The organism is Novosphingobium barchaimii LL02 (assembly GCF_001046635.1).
Lineage (GTDB): Bacteria > Pseudomonadota > Alphaproteobacteria > Sphingomonadales > Sphingomonadaceae > Novosphingobium > Novosphingobium barchaimii.
On sequence record NZ_KQ130453.1, the window covers coordinates 123,864 to 147,818 of the forward strand.

At 65.4% G+C, this 23,955-nt stretch carries 18 protein-coding genes; 9 read left to right on the plus strand and 9 right to left on the minus strand.

Annotated features, from left to right (window positions below; all coding sequences use genetic code 11):
* Positions 1-69: 69 nt before the first annotated feature.
* Genes V474_RS07520 through V474_RS07535 form a run of 4 tightly spaced genes read right to left on the minus strand, consistent with a single transcriptional unit; the run spans position 70 to position 5,091 of the window.
* The gene (locus V474_RS07520) at positions 70-1,146 is read right to left on the minus strand and encodes an LLM class flavin-dependent oxidoreductase (protein ID WP_059150921.1); all 1,077 of its coding nucleotides are present in this window, start codon (positions 1,144-1,146) and stop codon (positions 70-72) included.
* Positions 1,143-2,051: an aldo/keto reductase gene (locus tag V474_RS07525; protein ID WP_059150922.1), complete on the minus strand. Its 909-nt coding sequence runs from the start codon at positions 2,049-2,051 to the stop codon at positions 1,143-1,145. Before V474_RS07525 ends, V474_RS07520 begins: the two co-directional genes overlap by 4 nt.
* A gap of 11 nt (positions 2,052-2,062) precedes the next feature.
* Positions 2,063-3,079 carry a LacI family DNA-binding transcriptional regulator gene (locus tag V474_RS07530; RefSeq protein ID WP_059150923.1) on the minus strand — a complete coding sequence of 339 codons (1,017 nt, stop codon included), beginning with the start codon at positions 3,077-3,079 and terminating at the stop codon, positions 2,063-2,065.
* Positions 3,076-5,091, minus strand: coding sequence for an alpha-glucosidase (locus V474_RS07535; RefSeq protein ID WP_269085130.1), 2,016 nt, complete (start codon positions 5,089-5,091; stop codon positions 3,076-3,078). Before V474_RS07535 ends, V474_RS07530 begins: the two co-directional genes overlap by 4 nt.
* Before the next feature lie 170 nt (positions 5,092-5,261).
* On the opposite strand from V474_RS07535, the gene V474_RS07540 reads away from it, so the two are divergent.
* Complete coding sequence (locus tag V474_RS07540) at positions 5,262-7,568, plus strand: TonB-dependent receptor (RefSeq protein ID WP_059150924.1); 2,307 nt, start codon at positions 5,262-5,264, stop codon at positions 7,566-7,568.
* A 606-nt stretch (positions 7,569-8,174) separates the two neighbouring features.
* Here the strand turns inward: V474_RS07540 and V474_RS07545 are convergent.
* A complete protein-coding gene (locus V474_RS07545; RefSeq protein WP_082699658.1) occupies positions 8,175-9,455 on the minus strand; it encodes an MFS transporter in 1,281 nt (426 codons plus the stop codon).
* 162 nt (positions 9,456-9,617) lie between these two features.
* Between V474_RS07545 and V474_RS07550 the strand changes: the two genes are divergently transcribed.
* The 3 genes from V474_RS07550 to V474_RS07560 are packed head-to-tail and all read left to right on the plus strand — an operon-like array spanning position 9,618 to position 13,652.
* Positions 9,618-10,685 (plus strand): YeiH family protein, encoded by a 1,068-nt coding sequence (locus V474_RS07550; protein WP_059150925.1) that lies wholly within the window; start codon positions 9,618-9,620, stop codon positions 10,683-10,685.
* 7 nt (positions 10,686-10,692) lie between these two features.
* A complete protein-coding gene (locus tag V474_RS07555; RefSeq protein ID WP_059150926.1) occupies positions 10,693-12,177 on the plus strand; it encodes a glycerol-3-phosphate dehydrogenase in 1,485 nt (494 codons plus the stop codon).
* Positions 12,174-13,652, plus strand: a complete 1,479-nt coding sequence (locus V474_RS07560; protein ID WP_059150927.1) for a glycerol kinase — start codon at positions 12,174-12,176, stop codon at positions 13,650-13,652. Before V474_RS07555 ends, V474_RS07560 begins: the two co-directional genes overlap by 4 nt.
* Before the next feature lie 91 nt (positions 13,653-13,743).
* On the opposite strand, the gene V474_RS07565 is transcribed toward V474_RS07560, so the two are convergent.
* Positions 13,744-14,277 (minus strand): VOC family protein, encoded by a 534-nt coding sequence (locus V474_RS07565; RefSeq protein ID WP_059150928.1) that lies wholly within the window; start codon positions 14,275-14,277, stop codon positions 13,744-13,746.
* A 195-nt stretch (positions 14,278-14,472) separates the two neighbouring features.
* On the opposite strand from V474_RS07565, the gene V474_RS07570 reads away from it, so the two are divergent.
* The 5 genes from V474_RS07570 to V474_RS07590 all read left to right on the plus strand — a co-directional run bounded on the left by V474_RS07570 (position 14,473) and on the right by V474_RS07590 (position 21,082).
* A complete protein-coding gene (locus V474_RS07570; protein WP_059151443.1) occupies positions 14,473-15,828 on the plus strand; it encodes an aromatic ring-hydroxylating oxygenase subunit alpha in 1,356 nt (451 codons plus the stop codon).
* Positions 15,825-17,186 carry an aromatic ring-hydroxylating oxygenase subunit alpha gene (locus V474_RS07575; RefSeq protein WP_059150929.1) on the plus strand — a complete coding sequence of 454 codons (1,362 nt, stop codon included), beginning with the start codon at positions 15,825-15,827 and terminating at the stop codon, positions 17,184-17,186. The genes V474_RS07570 and V474_RS07575 overlap by 4 nt, the downstream gene beginning before the upstream one ends.
* Before the next feature lie 284 nt (positions 17,187-17,470).
* The gene (locus V474_RS07580) at positions 17,471-19,654 is read left to right on the plus strand and encodes an acyl-CoA dehydrogenase (RefSeq protein WP_059150930.1); all 2,184 of its coding nucleotides are present in this window, start codon (positions 17,471-17,473) and stop codon (positions 19,652-19,654) included.
* A gap of 10 nt (positions 19,655-19,664) precedes the next feature.
* Complete coding sequence (locus tag V474_RS07585; protein WP_059150931.1) at positions 19,665-20,486, plus strand: enoyl-CoA hydratase/isomerase family protein; 822 nt, start codon at positions 19,665-19,667, stop codon at positions 20,484-20,486.
* 86 nt (positions 20,487-20,572) lie between these two features.
* Entirely contained in the window at positions 20,573-21,082 is a 510-nt protein-coding gene (locus V474_RS07590; protein WP_059150932.1) for a methylated-DNA--[protein]-cysteine S-methyltransferase, read from the plus strand.
* Positions 21,083-21,091: 9 nt separating this feature from the next.
* On the opposite strand, the gene V474_RS07595 is transcribed toward V474_RS07590, so the two are convergent.
* From V474_RS07595 to V474_RS07605, 3 genes are all read right to left on the minus strand, one after another.
* The gene (locus V474_RS07595; protein ID WP_059150933.1) at positions 21,092-21,850 is read right to left on the minus strand and encodes an SDR family oxidoreductase; all 759 of its coding nucleotides are present in this window, start codon (positions 21,848-21,850) and stop codon (positions 21,092-21,094) included.
* Between the two features lie 47 nt (positions 21,851-21,897).
* On the minus strand, positions 21,898-22,818 hold the full coding sequence (locus V474_RS07600; protein WP_059150934.1) for an SDR family oxidoreductase: 921 nt from the start codon (positions 22,816-22,818) through the stop codon (positions 21,898-21,900).
* A gap of 185 nt (positions 22,819-23,003) precedes the next feature.
* Positions 23,004-23,684 (minus strand): TetR/AcrR family transcriptional regulator, encoded by a 681-nt coding sequence (locus V474_RS07605; RefSeq protein WP_059150935.1) that lies wholly within the window; start codon positions 23,682-23,684, stop codon positions 23,004-23,006.
* Positions 23,685-23,955 lie beyond the last annotated feature (271 nt).

Here is a 23,955-nt window from a genome sequence, read left to right on the forward strand (position 1 = left end):
GCTGGGGGATGATCCCGCCATTCCTTCGCCATTGCGAGCCTGCACGCAACGACGAAGGTGGCCGAGCCGTCAGAGCACCAGCGGCGCGTGGTTGATCTGCGGCAGCACATGCCGCGCGAACAGGTCCGCTTCGGCTGCGTGGGGATAGCCTGAGAGGATGAAGGCATCGATGCCCTCGTCCTGATAGGCGCGCAGCTTGGCCAGCACCTGATCGGGATCGCCCACGATCGCCGCGCCGCACCCCGACCGAGCCCGGCCGATGCCGGTCCACAGGTTGTCCTCGACGAAACCGTCGCCGCCCGCCGCGCCGCGCAGTTCCGCCTGCCGGGTCACGCCGACGCTGGCGCTGTCGAGCGACTTCTTGCGGATCGCCTCGCCGGCTTCGTCGTCCAGCTTGGACAGCAGGCGGTCGGCATAGACGCGCGCTTCGTCCTCGGTTTCGCGCACGATCACATGTGCGCGGTAGCCGAATTTCAGGGTGCGGCCGTATTTGGCGGCGCGCGCGGTCATGTCGGCGATGGTTTCGCGCACCTTGTCCATGGTGTCGGGCCACATCAGGTAAACGTCGCAGGCCTTGGCCGCCGCTTCGCGCGCATCTTCGGACAGGCCGCCGAAGTAGAGCGGCGGGCACTTGCCCGAAACCGTCGAGATCCGGGCAGGGGGCAGGTCGAGGTTGTAGAACTCGCCCTCGTACTTCAGATGTTCGCCGTTCAGCATGATCTTGAGGATCTGCATCACCTCCAGCGTGCGCTGGTAACGCGCGCGGCTGTCCAGCTTCTCGCCCGGCAGGTCGGACGAGATGATGTTCACCGTCAGGCGCCCGCCCAGGATACGGTCGAGCGTGGCGATGCGGCGGGCCAGCTGCGGCGGCCAGTCCTCACCCATGCGCAGCGCCCAGAGCAGGCGGATCGTCTCCGTCATCGGGGCGATGGCGCCCGCGAACATGGTGGTGTCGATCCCCAGCGCATAGCCCGATGGCAGCAGGATGTTGTCAAACCCGCCCTTTTCCGCCTGCATCACGATGTTGCGGCAATGCTCCCAGCTTGATGCCAGCATGGGATCGGGCTGGCCAAGGAATTCGTAGTCATCGTCGCACAGCGCCGAAAACCAGCTTACCTCGCAGGTTTTTTCAGAGGTTGCATTCATGGCAGGGGCTCTCCTTTTGCGGCGACCAGTACCGCGTACCAACGCGCCCGGGTCCAGCGGACCTTGAGTGCGTCGGCGCTTTCCGCGATCCGCTCGGCCTTTTGTGATCCGACGATGGGGATGGCGCGGGCCGGGTGCGCCATGATCCAGCTATAGGCAGCCGCCGTGCGCGACACGCCGAATTCCTCTGCCACCGCGTCCAGTTCCGCCGCGACGGCCAGCGCGCGCTCGTCCTTGGGAGCGGCGATGCGCCCGCCGCCCAGCGGCGACCATGCCATGACGGCCATGTCCATCGCGATCGCCTGGTCCAGCTCGCCGTTCTCGATCGGAGCGAGCTTGAGGGCCGATAGTTCCGGCTGGGTCGATACGATCGGCAGCGTCATGAACTGCTGCAGCGTAGCGATCTGGGCGGCGGTGAAGTTGGAGACGCCGAAGCTGCGGATCTTGCCCGCTTTATGTGCTTCGTCGATGGCTTTTGCGATTTCCGAAGGGTGCGTCAGGATGTCGGGACGGTGGATCTGCCACAGCTCGACGGTGTCGGTGCCAAGGCGGGTGAGCGAAGCGTCGATGGCCGAGGTGAGGTAGCCGGCGCTGGAATCGTAAGGGACGCCCATCGAAATGCCGCCCTTGGTGGCGATCACCAGCTTTTCGCGAAGGCCCGGTTCGCTGGCCAGTGCGCGGCCCAGCAGGCTTTCTGATGCGCCGAACGCTTCGTTGTTGTCGGGGCCGTAAATGTCGGCGGTGTCGATCAGGTTGATCCCGGCATCCAGCGCTGCGTGGAGCAGCTTGACCACGGCGGGCACATCGTCGCCGCACAGCCGCCAGTTGCCCCAGGCGAGGGGGGAGACCATGATGCCGCTCTTGCCGAGCGGGCGGAGGGCTTCGGGGGAAGGCAGATACGTCATGGAATGTCCTGTCAGGAGAGGAAATCGGGATTGATCGCCGCAACCGATGCGCGTTCGACCAGGTCGTGGGGGAGCCTTCGGTGCGTCAGGTGGACGCCGTCCAGCAGAAGCTGCGTAGCCGCGCGCGCCAGTTCGCGCGTGGGCTGGTGGATGGTGGTGAGCTGGGGCCAGACCATGCGGGCCAGCGTGGTATCGTCGAAGCCTGCGACCGAAAGATCGCCCGGCACGTCCAGCCCCATGTCGTGCGCGACGGAGAGGATGCCGGCGGCCATGTCGTCGTTACTGGCGAAGATCGCGGTGGGGCGCGGCGCCGATTTCAGGAAGCGATGCGCGGCAGCCACGCCGCTGTCGAAATCGAACTCGCCGGGCGCGACCAGCGCCGGCTCGAAGGCGATGCCCGCTCGGTCCAGCGCGCGGCGATAGCCGAACAGGCGTTCTTCAGAGGCCATGTGGTTGGGGTGGCCGCGCACGAAGCCGATCCGCCGGTGGCCCTTGTTGATGAGGTAGGTCGTCATGTCGTCCGCGGCCTGCGCGTCGTCCATGAAGACCGAGGAGGTCATCGCGTGGTTGGTGCCGGGCGAAATGCGCACGAAGGGGATGTCCATGCCCTCCAGCGCCTGCAGCACGGCGACGCAGTCGGTCACGGGGGAGGACAGGATGATCCCGTCGACATGGGTTTCGGTGACCAGCCCGCGCACCTGATCGCCCACGGCGGCGTCCGTCACGTCCACTGGCTGGGCCAGCAGGCGCATCCCTGCCTGGTTGCAGCCTTCCCAGCAGCCCATCTGGATCTGGTTCATGTAATAGGGGCTGTGGTTGTCATAAATCAGGGCGATCTGGCCGGACTTGGTGCCAGCCAGAATGCGCGCCGCCACGCTGGGGCGAAAATCGAGGTCGCGCATCGCCTTTTCGACGCGCTCCTTCGTATCGCCGCTGACGTAGCGGTGCCCGTTCAGCACGCGGCTGACGGTCTTCACCGAAACGCCCGCCAGCGCGGAGACGTCCTTGATGTTGGAGCGTTCGCTCATGCCTTGAGCGTGGCAAACAGCGGCGCGAAGTCGCTTGACGGCAGGTAGAACACCGGCGGCTGGCCGTAAGGCGCATCGACGATGTGCGTGCCCGGCGCGAAATCCTCGCCCGACCACAGGTGCCGCCACGGCGTATCTCCCGGCAGGATCACAGTGCGCGCGGCGGCATCCGCCTCCACCACCGGCGCGACCAGCATGTCCGCGCCGTACAGGTATTGATCCTGCACCGCGAACAGGGCTTCCTCAAAGTAATGCAGGAACAGCGGGCGCTGCACCGGCAGGCCGGTCGCCACCGCCTCGTCACTGAGATGGCGCACATAGGGCGCCAGCGCCGCATGAACGCGAGACATCGCGGCGAAGGAGGCGAGCAGATCGTCCGAGGAATCGATCTGCAGGTTGTCATCGGGGCGGTTGCCTTCATGGCTGCGCATCACGGGAGAGAACGCGCCCAGTTCGCACCAGCGCTTGATGAGGTCCGGCGTGCGCACATTGCCGTGCAGGCTGGTGTAGCCGCCCACGTCGCTGTGCGAATAGGCATTGCCGACCAGCCCCGCCGAAAGCGCGGCGGTCAGCACGGTGTTGATGCCGTCATGCCGGGTGAAGTCGACTGACTGGTCCCCCGCCCACAGCAGCGGGCAATACGCCTGCACGCCCGAGAATCCGGCACGCATGAAGAATACCGCCTCGCCGGTCTTCCCGCGCGATGCGATGGCGCGGGCGTTCGCCTCGGCCCAGAGCACGGGCCAGCGGTTGTGCAGCAGCATCGGGTCGCTGCCGTCGTGCAGGCGCAGGTCTACCGGCAGGTACTCGCCGAAATCCGCCATCCAGCCGGACAGGCCGAAGTCCAGCATCTCGCGCCCGATCACGCGCTCTGCAAACCAGTCAAGGCTGGCCGGGTTGGTGAAGTCCACCACGCCGCAGTCGAACTCGCCGAAATCGACCAGATAGGGTTCGTCGCTGTCCTGACGCAGCGCCAGGTGCCCGCCCGCGAGCGCTTCCTGATACTGCACGCCGTCATTCGCGAGGTAGGGGTTCACATAACCGAGGAAGCGAATGCCGCGCTCCTTCAGTGCAGCAATACGGGCGGGAAGGCCCGGATACCGCGCCTCGTTCCACGACCAGTCCCAGAACAGGCGGCGCCCGAAAGTGGTCTGGCGAATGCCGATCCAGTCCTCGCACCACAGGGCGCTGACTTCGGCGCCCGCTGCGATGATCGCGTCGAGCCGAGCGAAGCTGGCGTCGCCTTCCTTGAGACCCACGATCGCGCCGCCGATCGCCCAGTCGGGCAGGGCGGGCTGGCGGCCAAAGCGGGTGGAGAGCGCGCCGACCAGCGCCGCAATATCGTCTGCGGCGAAGAATTCGAGCGAGAAGCTGCCTTCCCACACTTCGATCCCGTGGCGCGCCGGGTCGGTGAAATCGAGCACGGAATAGGCGCTGCTGTCCAGATGGCAGGCATAAAGGCGCGAGGACAGGAAGGTGGGCTGGGGATAATTGGTCCACCAGTAATCGCCGCCGGCCATGCCCTGTTCGTCCATCAGACGGGTCAGTTCGGTGGACTTGTCGCGGCCGACGCCGGGTTCGCTGGTCCAGATCGGGAAGCGGCGGCCGGACAGGTCGAGGTAGCTCATCTGCTCCCCGCCGCCCCAGATGTGCTCGCCGGGCTGGGCGGTCAGTTCGATCCACACGCGGTCGTGGCCGGGGTTCAGGGCGGTCACCTGAAGCGAATCGCCCCTGGCGCTCAGCCGCAGCAAAGGTGCAGCACCCGGAGCCTCGGAAAGCAGCAGGTCGTCCCCTTCCATGCGCGCGGCGGCCAGCGCCACGCGTCCGGTCGGGGAATCGCCGATTTCGAAGTTGCCGCGCACCATGCGTACGTCCGGCTGCCCGCTGGCGAGGGAGAAAGCGGGGCGCTGGGGCGTGCTGCACAGAACTTCGCGTCCGGCCAGATGGCAGGTGAAGCCCTGTTCAGGCCCCTGTTCAAGCCCACGCTCCTGAATGCTGAAAGTCAGCGTCACGATCCTAAACTCCCTACCTGTGCCCGATGTGCAGCACTCGACGGCGCATTCGCTCTGTCCGATATGACACCGCTTGACAGAAATGCCGGACCCGATCAAGAGGGCAACCAACCAACAGGACGACCTGAGGTGAAAACTTCGGACCGATCCGGATTGAGGAGGGGAGAGTCATGATTTCGGTACATTCCAGCGGTATAGCCAAGCGCGCAGTATTTGCGTTTTCTGCATCTGCATTTGCACTGGCGGCGGCTTCGCCCGCCTATGCTCAGGTCGAAGAAATTATCGTTACCGCGCAAAAGGTTAAGCAGAACATCCAGGATGTTCCGATTGCCATCAGCGCGGTTACCGGCGATGCCATGGCCCGCGCCGGCGCCAAGAGCCTTGAGGACATCACCTCGATCGTTCCCTCGGTCACCTTCCGCAAGGGCACGACCAACGCCAACAGCGCCATCGTGATGCGCGGCGTCGGCACCATCAGTTTCTCGGTCGCGGCAGAGCCCAGTGTGTCCACCGTTGTCGACGGCATTGTGCTGAGCCGCTCGGGCCAGTCCTTCCTCGACCTCGTCGATTTCGATCGTCTCGAAGTTCTTCGCGGCCCGCAGGGCACGCTGTTCGGCAAAAATGCGTCGGCTGGCCTCGTCAACATCGTCTCCAAGGGCGGCACCAAGGATTTTGAGGCCGAAGCCAACGTCTCGGGTACCACCGATGACGAATATCGCGCCAAGATGACCCTGTCCGGCCCCATCGCGCAGGACCTGACCGCGCGCGTCACCGGTTTCTACGGCACGTTCGACGGCAATGTGAAGAACGTCGCGGTCGACAAGACCGTCAACGGGTATGAGCACTACGGTGCGCGCGGCCTGATCGATTATGACGGCAACGGGGGCCGCCTGCGCCTGATCGCGGACTACTTCAAGGCCAACGACGATTGCTGCGCCGAAGTCACAGGCGTATCGCGCGGCGCTGTGCTGGACGCAGAACTGGGCATCACGCCGCAGGGCGAGAATACTCGCGACGTCAACCAGAACCTCGTCACCCGCTCGCTCGACCGCCAGTACAGCTTCACCGCGAGCGCTGATATCGACACCTTTGCTGACCACACGCTCAGCATCGTCACCGGCTATCGCAACTGGAAGAACACCGAAATCCGCGACGGCGACTTCCTGCCCCGCGCGATTGTCGGCACCCCGCAACTCCACGATCGCGGTACGGTTGAAACCGATCAGGTTTCCGCTGAAGTCCGCCTGGCTTCGCCGCAGAATCAAGCGCTTACCTATCAGGTCGGCGGCTTTATGTGGTACTCGAAGAACAGCCAGGACTTCACCCGCAGCGACGTGACTTGCGCCACGTCGACCTCGCCCATCGATTCGGTCACGGGCGCGCGTCCGTGCAACCTCAGCGACACGGTAAATACCCTGTTCCCCACCGCCTCTTCGCGCAGCGACGTGTCGTTCCGCAACTGGGCGATCTTCGGGCAGAGCACGTATGAGTTCACCCCGCAGCTGCGCCTGACGCTGGGCGGCCGTTTCACGCATGACAGCGTGAGTTATGTCCACACCCGCGCGCCCGCGGTGAATGCGACCACGGGCCTTCCCGCAATCGGCGCCGGACTTTCGGGCGTGGGCGCCGGCGGCACTATCGCTACGGGCGGCAACGGCACCAACACCTCGCGCGGCAGCACCAGCGCCGACAACTTCTCGGGCAAGGCCGTGCTGCAGTACAACGTCGCCGACGACGTGATGCTCTACGGCAGCTACACGCGCGGCTACAAGGGACCGGCGTTCAACGTCTTCTTCAACCACACCGCGCCAACCAACTCGCAGCCTATCGATCCTGAAAAGTCGAACAGCTTCGAAGCCGGCGTGAAAAGCCAGTTCTTCGATCGCATGCTGCAGGTCAACGCGACTGCATTCCTGGTCGATTACAAGGGCTTCCAGGCGAACAACTTCGTCCTGCTCAACGGCGCGGTGGTCACCAACCTGACCAACGCAGGCACCGTGCGCTCGAAGGGCTTCGAGGTCGATGCGACTTTCGCGCCCACCTCGGGCCTGACCTTCCGCGCCAACGCCGCCTATGCCGATGCCAAGGTTCGCCGGTTCAACCCGAACCCGCTCACCAACGCACCGGACGCCCGCGACGGCACCCGCCTGCCGCTGGCGCCCAAGTTCAGCTACACCATTGGCGCCGATTATGACGTCGATGCCGGCCCGGTTAAGCTCTACCTGTCGAGCGACTGGCACCACGTCTCGAAGCAGTTCTCCGACCTTGGCGAGAGCGGCCCGATCGATCCCTACGGCATCTGGAACGCCAGCGTCGGCGTGTCCGATTCGGAAGACAAGTACCGCCTGACCTTCATGGTCAGGAACCTGCTGGATGACAGCTACGTGCTGCTCAACACCACTGCCGGACAACGCCTGATGATCCCGCGCGATGCGGACCGTTACGCCGGCCTCAACTTGCGGGCGCGCTTCAACTGAGGGTGGGCGCAAACACCCTCATCTGAAGGCTCGTAGAGAAGCCCCGGCGGACCTCCTCCCCGCCGGGGTTTCTTTTTGCGCCATTGACTTTAATAACCAAATGGGTTATACCCCTCGTCGTCGATTTCGGTCGACATAGCGGCGGGGCGGGGAGTGTGTAGCTGACACTTCATGCTTTTCCGCACATGGTCGGCGCCCGGTGGTGGACCGGACAAGCCGCAATCGGATGCGTGGATGAAAACGGGGGTATGCCCCCGGGACCGGCGGCAGGGGAGCGAGCCCGACCCGCCATCCCCGCGCACCACAGGGCCGAGTCGGTGAGTACCTTGAGGTTTGCCCCTCTCCGGCCGTTCGCGATTCACAGGCAAGCTCGACAAGCATGTCGCCTGATGCTGGCGGCCCCAGCGTCGGCCATACCCGTCCGCTGAATTTCCCTGGCGTTATCCCGCGTTCGCCGGCGGGTGCGAGAGCGTGCCTGCCGGATTTATGGGGCAGGGCGGTATAATCCGCCCCCGAACACGCTCGTCATTGCGGACATAGCGAAGCAACCCAGAGCGATTTACGTCGCCCTGGGTTGCTTTTCTGTACTCGCAATGACGGACTGGATCAGTCGACCGCCGTTGCCAGCTTGGGCTGCATCAGGTGGATGAATGCCAGCGCCACCAGATAGGCCGACCCGCACACCACGAACAGCGGCACATACCCCAGCCCCGAATCCAGCGACCAGCCGGCGAATTCGATGATCCCGGTCCCCGTCAGGTTGCCGCCGATGGCGCCCAGCGCGATAACCGTGGCGATCCTGCGCGACGGGATGATCTCGGTCGCCATGCCGAAGATATTGGTCGAGAAACCCTGGTGCGCGAACAGGCCCATGCCGATGCAGATCGCGGCGATCCACGGGTTCGAGGCGATGAGCGCCAGCGGCATGACCAGCACGATCAGCGCGAAGGCCAGCATCGCGCTTTTGCGCGCGGCATTCACCGAAAGGCCGCGCAGCAGGAGGGCGGGGTAAAGCGCGCCGCTGCTGACCGCGCCCAGAGCGGCGAGGGTGAAGATGATCGCGATGGGCCATCCCAGCGCGCCCTGGCTGAGGTTGAACTGGCGCGAGAAGAAGTCAGGAGTCCAGAACAGCACGAACCACCAAACCAGATCGGTGAATGCCTTGGCGCCGATCACGGTCCAGGTGCGGCGGTCGGAAAGGATCACCCCCCACTCCACCTTGCCGCGCGTGGTGGCGGTCTGCCCGGCGATGGGTTTCAGCTTCGCGGTGTTGAAATGCCATGCGGCCAGCCACAGCAGGCCCAGCGCGCCGGTCACCAGGAACGCCGCTTTCCAGCCGAAGGCGATGGCGAACGGCGGGATCAGCAGGGGGGTGATGATGGCGCCGATATTGGGCGCGGTGTTGATGATGCCGATGCCGATGGAGCGGCGCTGGATCGGCAGGTAGATCGCGGCGGTCTTCATCGCGGCGGGGGTATTGACCGATTCCGCCGTGGCCAGGACCGCGCGGGCGATCACGAATTGCTGCACGCTGGCGGCCAGCGCATGGGCCATGCCGGCCAGGCTCCACACCGCCACAGCAAAGCCATAGGCGAAGCGCACGCCGAACCGGTCGACGAACCAGCCCACGCCGAGCAGCGAAGCGGCGGCGGCAAGCTGGAAGATCGAGCCGAGGTGGGCGAACTGCTGGTCGGTCCAGTTGAATTCGGCCTCCAGCATGGGTTTTAGCAGCGCCAGAACCTGCCGGTCGACGTAGTTCAGGGCGGTTGCCAGGAAGATCAGCCCGATCAACACGTTCTGCGCGCGAATGGCGGCGGGATCGGCCGAGCCTTCTGCAAGCGATGGGGCGGGCGGGGGCGCGGCGCCCTGCGGTTCGTGCAACGTCATTCAGCTCTCCCATAGCCTGCCGCTTCGTCGGCGACAATTCATTGCCATCCGCGCGCAAAGCTCTTGCTCCGCCGTGCGCATGGCCATACAGGTCGATATGACACCGCAGGACAGACAGCAAGCATCTTCATCGCGAAGGATGCAGTCGGGAGACGAGCACAGGTGAGCACAGATCACGCCGGCGACCTTTATGGCGAGATGTTCCTGGTAGAGCAGGGCGCCGTTTCCGCGCCGCGAAGGCGGCTGGAGGAATGGAAGCTGCTGTGGCCCGGCCTCGCCATCTGCGGGATCGCGAGCATTGCCGCCGCCTGGCTTTCGGAACATTACGGCGCGCCTATCATCCTGATGGGCCTGCTGATCGGCCTGTCGCTTAACTTCGTCACCAGCGAAGTACGCACCCATCCCGGCCTCGATTTCGTATCCAAGGCGTGCCTGCGCTGGGGCATCGTGGTGCTGGGCACGCAGGTTACCATCGCCCAGATCGGCGATCTTGGCCCCGTGCCATTCCTGGCACTGCTGACGGTGATGGCCGCCGCGATGGGTACGGCGCTGCTGGTGGCGCGGCTGAACGGTGCCTCCACCGCGATCGGCCTGCTGGCCGGCGGAGCGACCGCGATCTGCGGTGCTTCTGCGGCGCTGGCGCTGTTCGGCGTGCTGGGGCCAAAGCGGGTCAGCCAGGCGCAGTTCGCGCTGACGCTGGTGGTGATCTCGCTCGCCTCGGCGCTGGCTATGTCGTTCTATCCGCCGCTGGCGGGGCTGCTCCACCTTGACGACCGGCAGGCAGGCTTCCTGATCGGCGCCTCGATCCATGATGTGGCCCAGGCGATCGGCGGCGGATATGCCTATTCCGACGTCGCCGGCAGCTATGCCACCATCGTCAAGCTATCGCGCGTGGCGCTGCTGGCGCCGGTGGTGGCGATCGTCTCGGTCATGGTGGCTGACGAGGACGCGGCCGGGCGGCACTGGATCAGGAAGCTGGCGATGCCCTGGTTCATCACCCTGTTCCTGGCGGTGGTGGTGGTCAATTCGCTGGTCACGGTGCCGCAGGTGGTGGTCCATGGCACGCTGACCCTGTCCAAGGCGCTCTTGCTGCTGGCGGTCACGGCAACGGCGATGCGATCGCGCCTCGACCTCGTAATGCAGATGGGCTGGCGCGCGGCGATGCCGGTGGTTGCCGCGACGCTGGCATCCCTGGTGGTGGCCTGCGCGTTCAGCATGCTGATCCTTTGAGAGAATTATGACCGAAACCCTCTACGATATCGCGATCATCGGCGGCGGCGTGAACGGCTGCGGCATTGCCCGCGACGCTGCCGGGCGCGGCGCCAAAGTGCTGCTGCTGGAGCAGGGCGACCTGGCCGGCGGCACCTCCTCCGCCTCTACCAAGCTGATCCACGGCGGCCTGCGCTACCTTGAACATTACGAGTTCGCGCTGGTTCGCGAGGCGTTGTCGGAGCGGGAGCGGCTATGGTCCATTGCCCCGCACATCATCCGGCCGATGCGCTTCGTGCTGCCGCATGTGAAGGGGTTGCGCCCGCGCTGGCTGCTGCGCCTTGGCCTGTTCCTTTACGACCATATCGGCGGCCGCCGCGCGCTGCCGGCGACCGAGTCCATCAATCTGCACCGGCACCCGGCCGGCAAGCCGCTGAAGGCCGGATTCGGCCCGGCCTTCGTCTATTCCGACGGCTGGGTCGACGATGCCCGCCTTGTCGTGCTTAACGCCCGCGATGCGGCGGACCGGGGCGCGACCATCCTTACCCGCACTCCCGTCGACGGGCTGGAGCGCCGGGGCGCGGAGTGGCAGATCCGCAGCGGGGCCAGCCGGTTTCGCGCCAAGGCGGTGGTCAATGCCGCGGGCCCTTCGGTCCTCGACATGCTGGGCCGCGCCGGTGAGAAGACCGAGCGGCGGATGCGTCTGGTGCGCGGCTCGCACATCGTGGTGCCGCGCCTGTTCGATCACGCCTATGCCTATTTCTTCCAGATACCCGATGGGCGCATCTTCTTCGCGATCCCCTATCAGGATGACTTCACCCTGATCGGCACGACCGACCGCGACCACGAAGGCCCCCTTAGCGAAGTGAAGGCCAGCGCGGAGGAGATCGCCTATTTGTGCGAGGCGGCCAATGCCTACTTCGCCAAGGCCATCGCCCCCGCCGATGTCGTGTGGAGCTATTCCGGCGTGCGGCCCCTGATCGACGACGGTTCGGGCAAGCCCGAAGCGGCGACGCGCGGTTACAGCTTCGACCTGGACCTGGACCTGCAGGGCGCGGCGCCGCTGCTCTCGGTGTTCGGCGGCAAGATCACGACCTACCGCCACCTTGCCAAGGATGCGGTGGAGAAGCTGGCCGGCCTGGTGCCCTCGCTGACCGGCAGGGACTGGACGGCGACTGCGCCGCTGCCCGGCGGCGATTTTCCCATGCAGGGGATCGAGGACCTGAAGGCCGGTCTGGCCCGCAGCCATTCCTTCCTTGACGCCGCGACGGTGGACCGCATCGCCCGCGCCTATGGCACCCTTGCCCGCACCTGGCTGGGCGGGGCCAGCGACATGGCCATGCTGGGCACGCATTTCGGCCACGGCCTGACCGCTGCAGAAGTGGACTATCTGATGACGCGCGAATGGGCCACTTGCGCGCAGGACGTGCTGTGGCGGCGGACCAAGCTGGGATTGAGGCTCGATAGCGGGCAAGTCGAAAAACTAGAACAGTACATGGGTGAGAAGCGGTGAAGGGCGAACATATCCTGGTCCTCGACGAAGGGACCACCTCCACGCGCGCCATCGTCTATGCGCCGGACGGAAAGATCCTGCATGTCGCGCAGGCGGAACTGACGCAGTATTATCCAGAGCCGGGCCACGTCGAGCATGACGCTTCGGAAATCTGGGACAAAACGCTGGCCTGCGCGCAGGAGGTAATCGCCAAGCTGGGCGGCGCGGATCGCATCGCCGCGCTGGGCATCACCAACCAGCGCGAAACCGTGGTCGCCTGGGACCGCAGTACGGGCGAGCCGATCACCCGCGCCATAGTGTGGCAGGACCGGCGCACCGCCGCGCAATGCGCCCGGCTTCGTGAGGCCGGGCATGAGGACATGCTGCAGGCCCGCACCGGGCTGGTCATCGACCCTTACTTTTCCGGCACCAAGATGCGCTGGATTCTGGACAACGTACCGGAAGCACGCGCGCTGGGGGACCGGCTGGCGCTGGGCACGGTCGAAAGCTGGCTGGTATGGAAGCTGACCGGCGGGCTGCATGTCTCCGACGCCAGCAATGCCAGCCGCACACAGCTTCTGGCGCTGGACGGGCCGGACTGGGACGACGATCTGCTCGCCCTTTTCGGCGTGCCCCGTGCAGCGCTGCCCAAGGTGGTCGATACCGCCGGGACCGTCGGCACCTGCGATGCCGCGCTGCTGGGCGCGGCAATTCCGATCAGCGGGCTGGCGGGGGATCAGCAGTCGGCGACGATCGGCCAGCACTGCCTCGCCATCGGCGAAACCAAGGCGACCTTCGGCACCGGCGCCTTCATCCTGACCAACATGGGACCTGTGCTCCCGCGCTCCTCGCACCGCCTGCTTGGGACGGTGCTGTGCCAGCAGGACGGCAAGCGCACTTATGCATTGGAAGGCTCGATCTTCGTGGCGGGCAGCCTCATCAAGTGGCTGCGCGATGAACTTGGCGTCATCCGCACGGCGGCCGAAAGCGAGGAACTGGCCCGCGCCGTGCCGGACAATGGCGGCGTCCTGTTCCTGCCCGCGTTGGCGGGTCTGGGCGCGCCGCACTGGAAGCCCGATGCCACCGGCGTGGTCACCGGCCTGACGCAGGGCACCAGCCGCGCCCATATCGTGCGCGCGGCCATGGAATCGCTGGCCCACCAGTGCCACGATCTGCAGGCCGCCTTCGCGGCGGACGGGGCCGACTGGAAGATGCTGCGCATTGACGGCGGGATGAGCGCCAACAACTGGATGGCGCAGGACCTTGCCGATATCCTGGCCCTGCCGGTGGAACGCCCCGCCGATACGGAGACGACCGCGCTGGGCGCAGCGATGCTGGCAGGGGTCGGCGTGGGCCTTCATGCCTCGCTGGAAGATGCGATGACAATGGGCGGCGCGCTCACCCGGTTCATCCCGACGATGGGCGAGGCGACCCGCAGCGCCCGCATTGCGCCGTGGCAATCAGGCCTGCGCCGGCATATCGACGGGCTGGACTGACACGCTTTGCCTGTACTGCGTGAGGCGGCGCTAAAAGGCCGCTGCCCGGCAAGGTGCGGCAGCGCAATGTGGAGCAGGCTGGCGCCCGCCGTCAGATAGTTCGGCGCGGATCGCTTCCGTCCCACTGCGCTGCGGCGCTGCGGATCATGTCGAACAGTTCCACCATCGGCGGCAGCGGCTTGATCACCTCGACCAGCGGGCTGAGGCCATCGCGTGCCGTGTCGAGATAGGCGAATCGCGATAGCGGTAGGCGCCCCTCCAGCAGCACCGGCACGCCGTCCGCCCGCGCGCGCGCCAGCGTGGCGTCGTAGTCCTCAATCCAGGTGCCGTAGTGATGCACGCCGTTTTTCCCGCTTTCCAGAAAGTCGCGGTAGGTGGAAGGCGCGGTCCCGGGCTGGATCAGTTCGATCATGGTATCGCCGCTGTAGCTGATCGACACGCCGCCGAAGATCGGCTCGTCCAGCGGCGCGGGCCGTTCGTCCACCGCCAGTTCCTCGAACGGCAGGGGCAGTGGGAAATCGTAGAACGGCCCCACCCCCATCGCCTGTGTCCAGTGCGACACCGCCTCGTCCAGATCGGGCACGACATAGGCGACCTGAAATATCTTTCCGTAGATCCGGCTCATCGTCGGCATTCTCCCGTTGCGCCGCGTTCCCGTGTCTTATCGTCGCACGAGGTCGCGATCATGCTTGAAAAACAATCATGACTGTTTTCTAATGAATGTCCACCCCGGTGCGATTCGGCCGAAGAGAGCTGACCGCCAGGAGGATCGCCTTCGCCCCCCGGCGAGGCGGTGTCCCAGAGGAGAGGGATGACCATGATGAAGCTCGATTTCGACGACTGGAACATCCACGTCGGCACGCCCCACCCCTTCAACGAGCGCGTGCGCCCGGCGATAGACAACGGCACCGGCCGCTCCGATCCGCGCCGCTATCATGACCGCGCCTTCATGCGCGAGGAGTGGGAGAAGGTCTTCGCGAGGAGCTGGCTGCTGGCTGGCCCGGCCTCCGACATTCCAGAGGAAGGCGACTTCTTCACGTTCGACATCGGCCCGGAAAGCTTCATCATCGTGCGCGGCGCGGACGACGCGATCCATGCGCACTACAACGTCTGTCCGCACCGCGGCAGCCGGCTGGTGACGACGGACTTCGGATCGCTCGACCGTTTCACCTGCCCGTTCCATTCGTGGAAGTTCGACCTGGAAGGTCACAACGTCGCCGTTACCGACCCGGAGACGTTCCGCCCCGAAGTGCTGTGCCATGACCGCAATCTCACCTCGGTACGCTGCGAGGTGGCGGTGGGGCTGGTGTTCATTTCGATGGACGCCGAAATCGAGCCGGTGAAGCAGTGGCTGGCGCCGATCCTGCCGCAATTGGAGCTTTACGAGATCGACAAGATGTACGTCGTCCAGCACCGCCGGTCGGACTGGGGCGCGAACTGGAAGGGCGGGGTGGATGCCTTTGCCGAGATCTACCACCTCCACGCCGTCCACCCGCAGACCCAGTGTCTGATGGACGACCGCACCCAGATCGACCTGTGGCCCGGCGGCCTCTCGCGCCAGTTCGTGCCCTTCGCCCAGCCCGCCGCGCGCTTCCCGGATCAGGAGACGGTCAATCCCGGCATCCAGTCGATGCTGCGCGATGCCGGGATCGACCCGGCCAGTTACGAAGGCTCCGCCGCGCAGACCCGTTCCGACGTGCAGAAGGCCAAGCGCCGCCGCTCCGACGAACTGGGGCTGGGGTACGAGAAGTTCAGCGACAGCCAGCTGAGCGACTCGGTGGTCTATTCGCTGTTTCCCAACGGCCAGATCGGCTGCCATCCGGAGGCGATCTTCCTCCACCGGTTCATGCCGCACGCCAGCGACCCGAACCAGTTCACCTATGATACCTGCATCCTCTATCGCCACGTCGACGCGCCCGGTTACAGCGCGCCTGCCTGGATGGGGCTGGGCGATGAGACCGACATGAGCGGGGGCACCCGGCCCGAGATCGTCCACACCGGCCTTGGCGAACCGCCGGGCCTTGGCGAAGTGCTGGATCAGGATTCCGATCTGCTGCCGATCGTGCAGGCCGGCGCGCGGTCACGCGGCTTCCGGGGACCGCTGTGGAGCGAACAGGAAGGCCGCCTGCGCCATTTCCACGCCGAACTCGACCGCCGGATGGAGAGGAGCGCATGAACTACGATCCGCGTAGCTGGGCCGTTCACAAAGGCTCCGAACATCCCTTCGACAAGCCCGCCGCTGCTATCGACAACGGGGCGGAGCGGCTCGATCCCAGCCGCTACACCTCGCCCGAATTCTTCGCGCGCGAATGGGAAGAGGTGTTCGCCCGCACATGGCTGCTGGCGGCCCCTTCCAGCGACTTGGTCGAGGCGGGGGACTGGGTGAAGTTCGATATCGGCCCCGAAAGCTTCATCGTCGTGCGGCTGGAGAATGGCTCGGTCGCGGCGCATTACAATGTGTGCCCGCATCGCGGCAGCCGCCTAGTCACTGGCGAGATGGGCAGCCAGGACAGCTTCACCTGCCCGTTTCACTCGTGGCGCTTCGGCCTTGACGGGCACAACCAGAAGGTGACCGACCCCGAGACTTTCCGCCCCGAAGTGTTGTGCCACGACATCAACCTCACCTCGGTCCGCGCCGAGGAGGCGGTGGGCCTCGTGTTCATCAACATGGACAGGGACGCACCGCCGCTGGCCGAGTTCCTTGGACCGATCCTGCCGATGCTGGAGACGTACCGCATGGACCGGATGCACGTGGTTCAGCACCGCCGCTCGGACTGGGCGGCGAACTGGAAGGGCGGGATCGACGCTTTTTATGAAAGCTACCACCTGCACGCCATCCACCCGCAGACGATGGGCGTCATCGACGATCGCACTCATATCGACCTGTTCCCCGGCGGGCTCTCGCGCCAGTTCGTGCCGATGGCCCAGCCCAATTCGCACTTCCCGGATCAGGAGGCGATCAACCCGGGTATCGCCATGCTGCTGGCCGACGCGGGCATCGACCCGGACAGCTTCGCTGGCACCGCAATGGACAGCCGCGCCGCTGTAGCCCACGCCAAGCGCGAACGCGCCGCGCACATGGGGATCGATTATTCGCACTTCTCCGATGCGCAGCTGACCGACAGTACGATCTTCGGCATCTTTCCGAACATGCAGTTGGGTTGCCACCCGGAAGCGGTGTTCCTGCACCGCTTCAAGCCCCACGCCAGCGATCCCGAGCAGTTCACCTACGAGACGACGATCCTCTACCGCCACGTCGATGTGCCCGGCTACGGCGCGCCTGGATGGATGGGGCTGGGCGCCGACGTCGACGTGACCGGCGCGACCCGGCCCGAGGCAGTCCACACCGGCCTTGGCGAACCGCCCGGCATGGGCGAAGTGCTGGACCAGGATTCAGACCTGTTGCCGATCGTGCAGGCAGGCGCAAGGTCGCGCGGTTTTCGCGGGCCTTTGTGGGGCGAACAGGAAGCGCGGCTGCGGCATTTCCACAAGGAACTTGACCGCTGGCTGGATGAGATCCCGCCCAGCGCCTGATCCAGTAGTCATATTGAGCATAGTGAAGTAAACCCGGAGCAGTTGGCGCTGCTCCGGGTTGCTCCGTTATTTCCGCTATGGCGAGGCGACCTTGCCGCCGCGATGTCAGCAATCGCGTGTGCGATCACCTGGCCATGTTTTCACCGCGCCGAAGCGATCGGCGCATCGTGCCCGCGATTGCCATGGGCGGCAGATTGAACGCCCCTCCAAGCTGTGTTCATGACCATGACGAAGCGCGCCGGAGCGTGCCGCGCCGACAGCGTTAAGCCTTGGGAAAGTCTGCCATGAACTTCGACCTTACCGACGAGCAGGAAATGCTGCGCGACACTTTCGCGCGCTTTCTGGACGAGCATTCCAGCACGGTGCGCGTGCGCAAGGCGCAGGAAACGGCGGGCTTCGATGCAGGCGTGTGGAGCGGCCTTGCCGACCTTGGCGCCTTTGCGATGCGGGTGCCGGAGGATGCGGGCGGCATGGATCTGGGCCTGTTCGATGCGGCGCTGCTGATGGAGGAGGCCGGGCGCACGCTTGTTTCCGGCCCGCTTGCCGAGGCGCTCGTTGCGGCGCGCCTGCTGGGCCAGCTCGGCGGGCAGGACGCATTGCTGGACCAGGCGATGGGCGGCCAGGCGGTGGTTACCATCGCCATGCACGATATCGCCGCAAAACCGGTGCAGTGGATCGCGGGCGGCGCGGTCGCGCAGGCCGTGGTCGCCCGGCGCGGCGCCGAGGTTGTGCTGGTAACGGTATCGGGCAGCGCCGAGGCCAACCTTGCCACCACCCCCATCGCCGAAATCGACCTTGCTTCGGGCGAGACGGCGGTGCTCGGCTCGGGAGAGGAAGCGCTGGCGACTTTCGCCGCCGCCGTCGAGGAGTGGAAGCTCTACATCGCCGTCAGCCTTTCGGGCATCGGGCGGCAGGCGCTGAAGATGGCGGCCGAATATGCCGGTGAACGCAAGGCGTTCGGCCAGCTCATCGGTACGTTCCAGGGTATCTCCCACCCGCTTGCGGACCTGTTGTGCGATGTGGACGGCGCCAAGTTCCTCGCCTGGAAAGCCATCCGCGACATCTATGACGGTTCCGCCGAGGCGGGCCCGGCGATCTCGCTCGCCTACTGGTACGCCTGCGACGCGGCCGCGCGTGCGGTGGCGCAGGGACTGCACACGTTCGGCGGCTTCGGCCTGTCGAGCGAGTATGACATCCACCTTTACAACCTGCGCGCCAAGGGCTTGCCGCTGGTCGCGGGCGATCCCGCGCTCATGCTGGAGGAAGCGGGGCGCCGGCTCTACGCGGGCGAAGTACCGGCGCTGCCGGCATCGGGCGAAGTCCCGCTCGACTTCGATCTGGGCGACGAGGCACGGCAGGTCTGCGCGGAACTGGCCGAACTTTTCGCCACCAAGGTCACGCCGGAGATGAAGGCGAAGTTCCACTATTCCTGGGAGGGCTACGTTCCCGAAGTCCACAAGATGCTGGCCGATCACAAGCTGCTGTTCCCGGGACTGCCGGAGCATCTCGCCGGGCGCAGGATCAGCCCTTATGCGCGGATCGCGGCCATGGGCGAGCTGGAGCGGCAGGGCTACAACACGCCCGGCGCCAATGTCGCCGCGATGGTGGCGATGATGATCGACAAGTACGGCTCGGACGAACTCAAGGCCGACGTTCTGCCCCGGATCACCGGCGGCGACGTGCTGTGTTCGCTGGGCTATTCCGAGCCTTCGTGCGGCTCCGACGTCTTTGCCGCGCAGTGCAAGGCGACGCAGTTGGAGGACGGCTCCTGGCGCATCGACGGCACCAAGATGTGGACCAGCGGCGCCAACCTTTCCAGCTATGTCCTGATGCTGACGCGCACCAATCCCGACGTGCCCAAGCACAAGGGCCTGACGATGTTCATCGTGCCGCTCAAGACCGAAGGCGTCACCGTCCAGGCCGTCCACACCTTCCAGGACGAGCGTACCAACATCACCTTCTATGACGGTGTGGTGATCCCCGACAGCTGGCGCCTGGGCGAGATCGACGGCGGCGTGAAGACCATGAGCGCGGCGCTGGAACTGGAGCACGGCGGCGGCTTTTCCAAGGTCATGAAGGCGATGATCGAGGCGGCTGTGGAACTGACGGGCGAACTGGGCATCGCGGGCGAGGTCCGCACCCAGTGCCGCCTTGCGCGCAGCGTGGCGCACCTGTGGATCTCCGACATGCTGACTTACCGCGCGCAGTGGTCCAGCGTGGAAAAGAAGCCGAACCATGCCTTCGGGCCGATGGCGAAGATGTATTCCTCCGAGAAATTCCTCAGCGACAGCCGCGATCTGCTGGACCTGACCGCGCCGGTCTCGCTGTCCAGGCGCGCGGGGCCTGCGGGTTTCCTCAACCAGTGCTATCGCCATGCGGCCGGCACGACGATTTACGGCGGCACCAGCGAAGTGCACCGCTCGATGGTCGCCGAACGTGGCCTTGGCCTGCCGCGCACCCGTGGTTGAGGAGACGGCGATGACCGAAGAAGCCCCGCACCTGCTGACAGAGGAAACCGGCGGAATCCTCATCGTCACGCTCAACCGTCCCGAAAAGCTCAACGCGATCAGCCGCGAGATGATGGACCTGTTGACGCAGGCGGTTCTGCGCCTGCGCGAAACGCCCGAACTCAAGGTCATGCTGATCCGTTCGGCGGGGCGCTATTTCAGTTCCGGCGCGGACCTGCGCGGCGGCAACCGGAATATCGCCTCAGAGGCGAACGTCGCGGCCAACTCCGCCAGCAAGGTGCGCGAGAACCACCGGCTGAACCTCAACAACATGCAGCAGTTGTGGGACGAGATGGAGCATGTCGAAAAGCCCATTGTCGCCGCACATCATGCGATGTGCGTTGGCGGCGGACTGGAGATGAGCCTCTCATGTGATTTCCGCCTTGCCGCGAAAAGCGCGGGCTATGCCTTCCCGGAGGGTCTGTTCGGCGTGCTGCCCGCCTCGGGCGGAGTTTCGCGCCTGACGCGCATCTGCGGGCCGCACTGGGCCCGCTGGCTCATCATGGCGAACAAGCCCGCGAACGCCGACATGGCCCTGACCATGGGCCTCGTCCATCAGGTCTTCGAGGACGAGACGTTCGAGGCGGAGGTCATGGATTTCTGCCGTCATCTGGCAAAGCAGAACGGCGAGCAGATGGGCGCGGCCAAGGTCGCCATCGAACTATGCGCGGACGTCGGCCGCGACTCCGCGCGTCATGTCGAGCGGATGGCCAACAGCGCCCTCATGCTGAACCCCGATTACATCATGGGCATGGAGTCCTACCTCAAAGGCGTCGGCGGCAAGGCGAATTAGCGCAGGCGAGCCGCCGCCATTGACATGCGCGGGCAAAGCGGACGAGGGGCGGTGTCACGCCAATCGCTTCTTCGGGTTTCGTTCGCATGCACGTTTCGACACTGCCGCTGGTTCACAAACCAATGGCCTCGCCGGTGGGCGAACTGACGCTGGTGGGCAGCGATGCGGGCCTTGTGGCGGTGCTTTGGGAGGATGACCGGCCCGGGCGCGTGCCGCTGGGGCTCCTGGAAGACGGCAGCGACCACCCGGTCCTCGCCGATACCGAAGCCCAGCTGCGCGAATATTTCGCAGGCACCCGCAAGGTGTTCGACCTGCCGCTTGATTTTCGCGGAACCGATTTTCAGAAAACCGTCTGGCATGCGCTGCGGGAGATTCCCTTCGGCGAAACCCGCAGCTACGCCCAGATCGCCCTGGCCATCGGCCGCCCGACCGCAAGCCGTGCGGTCGGCGCGGCAAACGGCCGCAACCCGATCTCGATCATCACACCCTGCCACCGGGTGATCGGCACCAGCGGAAGCCTGACCGGCTTTGCCGGCGGGCTGGAAGCCAAGGCCTGGCTGCTGTGGCTGGAGGCGGGTCAGCCCCTGCTTTTGTGAAGGCGCGCGTCAGAACGGCCGGATCGTCACACCGTTGTCGATCACCATCTCGGCGCCGGTGACGAAGCGGGATTCGTCGGAAGCGAGGTAGAGCACCAGTGCCGCCACGTCCTTGGGATGGCCGGCCGTTCCCGGCGGCAATACGCCTTCGGGAATATCCCGCGTCTGTCCCGGTCGTCCTTCGGCGGTTTGTACCATCGGCGTCTCGATCGAGCCGGGATGCACCGAATTGCAGCGGATCTTGTAGCCCTTTTCCTGGCACATCACCGCGACCGACTTGGTCATCGCCCGCACCGCGCCCTTGGCAGCGGAATAGGCGAAGAAGATCGGATAGCCCAGCAGCGCGCCGGTCGAACTCATGTTGACGATGGAGCCGCCGCTACCCTTGTTCATCAGCGGGATCGCGTGCTTGCAGCCCAGGAAAACGCCGTCGGTCATGATCGCGCTGACCCAGCGGAACTGTTCCAGACTGGTCTCCTCGACATCGGCGTTGAGGACGACGCCGGCATTGTTGACCAGCACGTCGAGCCGTCCGAAACGTGCGTCGATCTCCTGCATGACGGCGATCCATTGCGCCTCGTCGGCAACGTCGAGCGCCATCGCGACGGCGCCGTTGCCGATCCGGTCGGCCACGGCCAGCGCCGGTTCCAGCTTCACGTCGGTGACAATGACGACCGCGCCTTCGCGGGCCAACGCCTCACAATCGGCCGCGCCCAGTCCCGAGCCGCCGCCGGTGACCAGCGCGACTTTGCCTTCAACCCGGCCCATCATTCTCTCCTGTTATTGTCGTTCTGATTGCTAGGGGGCGGCGGGCCTCAGGCGGCCCCGTCCTCACTGAAATAGTCCGGCATTCCGGCGGGCCAGATCACGCCCCACTGCGCCTGTCCGCCGTCGATCACGATAAGGTCGCCGTTGATGAAGCGCGCTGCGGGCGAGGCGAGATAGGCGATGGATTCCGCCACGTCCCAGGCATTGCCGCGCATCCGCATCGGGTTGGCCTTGTGGAAGCGGGCGAGCGCTTCTTCGGGGTACATGCGAAAGCCCTCGGTCTCGATCACGCCGGGACCGATGCAGTTGACGCGGATGTTCCACTGCGACCACTCGGTGGCCAGCGTCTTGGACAGGTAGATCACCCCCGCACGCGCGGCGCAGGTGTGCGCGGCCTGCGGCATTCCCCGTTCCACATTAGCGACAATGTTGATGATGTTGCCCGGCTTGCCATCGGCGCGCCAGCGCTTGGCGGCTTCCTGCATCATCCACCAGGTGCCGTTGAGGTTGGTGTCGATCACCGCCATCCAGCCCTTGCGGCTGAAGTCTATGGCGTCCTGCGGGAACTGGCCGCCGGCATTGTTGACCACGGTGTCTAGGCCGCCGAAGTGATCGTGCACGGCGCCGATCAGCGCTTCCACGCCATCGGGGTCGCGGATATTTGTCGGCACGGCCAGCACGTCTCTGCCGAAGGCATCCTTGACCAGATCGACGGTGGTTTGCAGCTTCTCGGCATCGCGCCCGCAGATGGCGACCTGTGCGCCCAGCTTCGCGGCGAGGAACGCTGCCGCCTTGCCCATGCCGCTGCCAGCGCCGGTAATCAGTACGGTCTGCCCGGCCAGCATGTCGTCGCGGTAGATCGAGGTCTGCGCGCGCAGTGCCTCCTCATCAAGCCCGCGCGCCGGACGGTCCGGGCCGTCATCCTCGGGGCGGAAGGTCTTGGCGGTGAAATTTCTGGGCGCGTTCAAATGGCTTGTCCTTGAAATCGACGGCTAGATCGATCGCATGATCGGGGCGAATCGACGGCAAAGGGTTCGGCTGCGGCCGGATTTTTCCTCTATCGCGAAGCCACGCTAGCGCCGGCGATTCAAAAAGACAAACAAGATTGTTTTTAGATGTTGGATGGCCACCCGGCTAAAGGCTTGGTTTGCCGTCAGTCGTCGAGGTGTATCATCAGACCGCGAATCTGGTTCTCCAGATGCTTAAGCATCGCCGGAACTTTTACCGGGTCCATTGCCCCGGTCTGCACGGCGATCGCCATGCCTTCCAGGATCGTCACCGACAAATTCATCGCAAGGTCGAAGCCCACCGGGTCGATGCGCCACTCGGGGAAGAGCACTTCCGCCTGCGCATTGAAGCGCTCGCGAAACTCTTCCTGCAACGGCAGCATGATCCCCGCGAGGTCCTTGTCGGTCCGCGCCGCCATGGCCAGTTCGTGAAAGGCGATGAAGGCCGGTTTCTGCACCTGCGCCCAGTAGGTTTCAACCAGCGTATCGACATCATGCTCAGGCTTTTCGGCGGCGCGGCGGAACGCCCGCAGGCGCTTTTCGTGCAGTTCGACGATGGTCGCCTTGATCAGCGCCGCGCCGTTCTCGAAGTGGTGCATCATCGCCCCGCGCGACAGGCCCGCTTCCTGCGCCACACGGGGGGTCGTGGTGTTGGCATAGCCGTGTTTCACAAGGCAGCGCACGGTCGCGTCGATCAGCCGGCTGCGCGTTTGGGCGGCCTTGGTCGCCTGCAGGGTGCTGCCGGCGGCCTTCGCGCCTTCAGACTTTGCCGGCGCCTTGGCGGCGGCGCGGGGCTTGGCGGTGCTGGTAGTGCGCGAGAGGGCCATGTGATTCGCCTGAGAAATTGCTGTCGCCGGTGACTGCAATCCACCGGGCCATCCCGCCCGCTTACTCCCAAGCTGCTCCCGCGTGCAAGCGCACCGCCCGCGTAAAGCCCGGCCTTTCCTGCGGATAGCACCGCGTCGGCGTCCTCTCCGGCGCAGAAATTAAAACATGCATGACTGATTGTAATTTTCAATCGGCTTGGTAATCTCCTTTCAAACAGACTTCGCACGGCAACCGCAGCAGCGGCTGACCGCAAAGAGCACAGGACATTGG